This is a genomic window from Halochromatium sp., assembly GCF_054919635.1.
In genome coordinates, this window is the sequence record NZ_JBUDPI010000400.1 from 1 (window position 1) to 3,148 (window position 3,148).

Annotated in this window: 3 protein-coding genes; 2 read left to right on the forward strand and 1 reads right to left on the reverse strand. The window is 62.5% G+C overall.

The features are described 5' to 3' along the window. Positions 1–2,186: PAS domain-containing sensor histidine kinase (locus ACY693_RS17290; protein ID WP_462323054.1), on the reverse strand; the 2,186-nt coding region annotated here is incomplete at its 3' end. Positions 2,187–2,426: 240 nt separating this feature from the next. Here ACY693_RS17290 and ACY693_RS17295 point away from each other — a divergent pair. Both ACY693_RS17295 and ACY693_RS17300 read left to right on the forward strand, forming a co-directional pair. Next, on the forward strand, positions 2,427–2,906 hold the full coding sequence (locus tag ACY693_RS17295; RefSeq protein ID WP_462323052.1) for an RDD family protein: 480 nt from the start codon (positions 2,427–2,429) through the stop codon (positions 2,904–2,906). After that, on the forward strand, positions 2,906–3,148 hold a 243-nt coding region (locus tag ACY693_RS17300), incomplete at its 3' end, for an MBL fold metallo-hydrolase (RefSeq protein WP_462323053.1). The genes ACY693_RS17295 and ACY693_RS17300, both read left to right, overlap by 1 nt.

The following is a 3,148-nucleotide window of genomic DNA, read 5'->3' on the forward strand; positions in this document are numbered from 1 at the left end:
CGTTTGCCGTGTGTACAGACGACGATACGCTTGCCCTCATCGGCGAGCTGCTGCTCGATCTGCATCTCGAGCCGCGCGGTCTCGAACTCAACGAAGCTGCAGACCTCGCGCACCAGAAGGTTGAGGTCGACAACCGAGCGGATCGGCTGCTGTTTACCGACCAGCGCCCGCAAGCGCTTGATGATCTCACCCGCACGCTGAGCCTGTCCGGAGATGTGCGCCATCGCATCGATCAAAGGCGCACTGTCGTCTTGGCCGCTCTTCAAGCGCCGGCTCGCACCGTTGGCATAGTTGACGATCGCCGACAAGGGCTGATTGAGCTCATGGGCCATGCCGGTCGCGACCTCACCCATGGTACTGAGTCGGCAGACGTGAACCAACTCCGCCTGATGCTGGCGCGATTCCTGCTCGGCGCGGCGCACCGCAGTGATGTCGCGCGCGTAGATATTGACATAGCCCAGGTCTTGAATCGGCACGAACAGCAGCGCGTAGATGGTACTGCCCAGATCATCTTCATACTCACGGGTCTCGCCACCCTCGAGGGCTTCGCGGACCTGGTCACACCAACGCGCTGGCAAAGGTCCGCCAGGCTCTGTGTCCCAAGCCGCGATCAAAGACTGGCTCGACGCGTTGGCGTAGACGATGCGGGCAGCACCATTGACACGCAAGATTGGGCTTGGACTCTCGCTCGCGAAGCGGGCTAGGCCCTTGATCTCGCGCTCGGCCTCCTTGCGTTTGGTGATGTCATGGATGTAGAGCGTGTAGACCGGCTCGTCTTCGAGCACGATCGGCACGATCGAGATCTCGATCGGAAACAGCTGCTCGTTGCTGCGTACCGCGCGCAGCTCGGTGCGGGTGTGGGGGCGTGCCCCATGTGGACCTCGCCGGCTCGATTCCTGGAGCAGACCGATGAAGTTGGCGCGATCGCTGGGCGGGATGAAGGCGCGCACGAAATCAGTGCCAATGATCCGGGTGCGGTCGAAGCCCAGGGTGTGCTCTGCGGTCGGGTTATAGTCGATCACGGCTCCGGCCCGGTTCAGGGTCACGATCGAGTCGAGCGAGGCCTCCATGATCGCTGCCTTGAGCGCCTCGGTCTCGCGCATCTCGTGCTCCTGCTTGCGCCGCATCTCCTCGCGGGCACGCAGCACCAGGGAGGTGAAATGCTGCATCCATTCCTCGAGCAGCACCAGTTGGTTGCCACCGCCCTTGAAGCCAGGCTGCTCGATGCCGAGCGCTCGCTGCGAAAACCGCGTCATGCGCTTCAGGACCTTGTTCAGGCGCGCCGAGACCATGTAGATCACCAGCGTGAACACGCTGATGAAGACCAGCGCGGCGATCAGACGCTGGTTGCGCTCGAAGTCGATGACCTTGCTCGACATCTTGGCCACGCTGCGCTGCGGGATGAAGGTTGCAAACAGCATGTTCCAGTTCGAGCCTTCATAAGCCGGTAGCGACTGCGAGGTAACCAGATACTCGTCGCTCCACTCGCTCAGCAAGGTGCCGGGGATCAATTGCTGTGGCTCGTTACTGGCGAGGATGCGCTGCTCATCGGCATCGATCAGCGCTACCGCCGAACGATCCGCGGAGAAGCTGCCTTCGGAGGCAGACAAGAAATCGGCATCCACCGGCACCAGCACCACCAAGCTGCCCATGGTGTAGCCGCTGGCATCCTCGACGCGGTCACTGACCACGAGATAGGGGCGATCGCCGAAACGTGCGAGCACGGTCTGCACCTCATCGGGATCACCAAGCCATTGGCCCAGATCCGTGCTCAGCTCCGACGGCAAGGGCTCGTCACCAGCCTGATAGATCTCGCGGAGTAGGCCCCGGGAGTCGACAAGCAATACATGGCTAGGCGCCAGCAGCGCATTCCGACCAAAGACGTCTGGCAGCCAGAAGGGGCGGAAACCCGCATAGATCACCGGCTCGACGTCCTCGCCGGGAAACCAGAAGAGCGGTTCCAGATACTGGGCCAGACGCCGATGATTCGCCAACAGCCGGGTGGTGGCCGCATAGTTGGTCATGTATTGATCGAAACGAATCAGGCTCTCGCGCGCTCGCAGATCCAACCGCATCGAGAGCTCCCGCCCGAAGATACGCTCCACCGCCTTACTCTGAACCTGATCCAGCACGATCCAGACTGCCGAACCGGCCATCAGACCGATTAAGATCCCGATCACCGGCATCGGCAACCGACGCAACAGCTTAAACAGGGTGGGCTTGACGCTGATGCGAGGCAGTTTCACAGAGCTATCCGACATTGAAGCGAACCGATAACCAGCGTCACAGTCTAGACCATCGGTCAGCATCCGCGGCCGTTGTCGCAACCGACATCGCACCCCTCGGCCTAGCCAGCCATCGGCGCATCTGGTTAAGGTGCCCTTTCGTCAAGCGCATGCTCCCCGGATCAACCTTCGAGCCAACCGATGACCGACCTTTCACACTCGCAGGCGCCAGGCCTGCTGCGCCGCCTGGCGGCGATCCTCTATGACCTGCTTCTCGTAGCCGCCGTCGTCATGGTCGCTGCCTTCGTCTACACCATTGCTGTGGAGACCTTGACCGGCGCCGACCTGACGCAGGGCCTTGCGCGTTTGATCTTCCAGCTCTACCTGCTGGCCGTGATCCTGGGCTACTACCTCTATTTCTGGACCGGCGGTCGCCAAACCCTAGCGATGCGCACCTGGCGACTGCTGATCCTGCGTGAGAACGGTGAATCGCTCGGCGTTCTGGATGCGCTGCGTCGCTTCGGCTTCGCGATTCTGACCATCGCCCCGGCCGGACTCGGGCTCTGGTGGATGCTATTCGACCCCGAGCGACTGACCTGGTACGACCGTCTTGCCGGCACCCGCACGCTGCTGGTGCGCAAGGACGCCAGCCGACGCAGCGCCACCAAGGAGACCCGCTGATGCACGTTGAGATCATCCCCGTCACCCCGTTCGAGCAGAACTGCACCCTGTTGATCTGCCCCAAGACGCAGAGCGCTGCGATCGTCGATCCAGGCGGTGAGCCAGAGCGTATCACCGCCGCCCTGAGTCGCCTCGGTGCCAGAGCGCAGATGATCCTGCTGACCCACGGCCATCTTGATCATGTCGGCGCCGCGCCCGAGCTCGCCGCGCAGCTCGGCCTTCCGATCATCGGCCCGCATCGC

What these genes read in the sequence shown, in the direction of transcription:
- ACY693_RS17295 (WP_462323052.1), top strand. Translation starts at nt 2,427, where the DNA reads ATGACCGACCTTTCACACTCGCAGGCGCCAGGCCTGCTGCGCCGCCTG.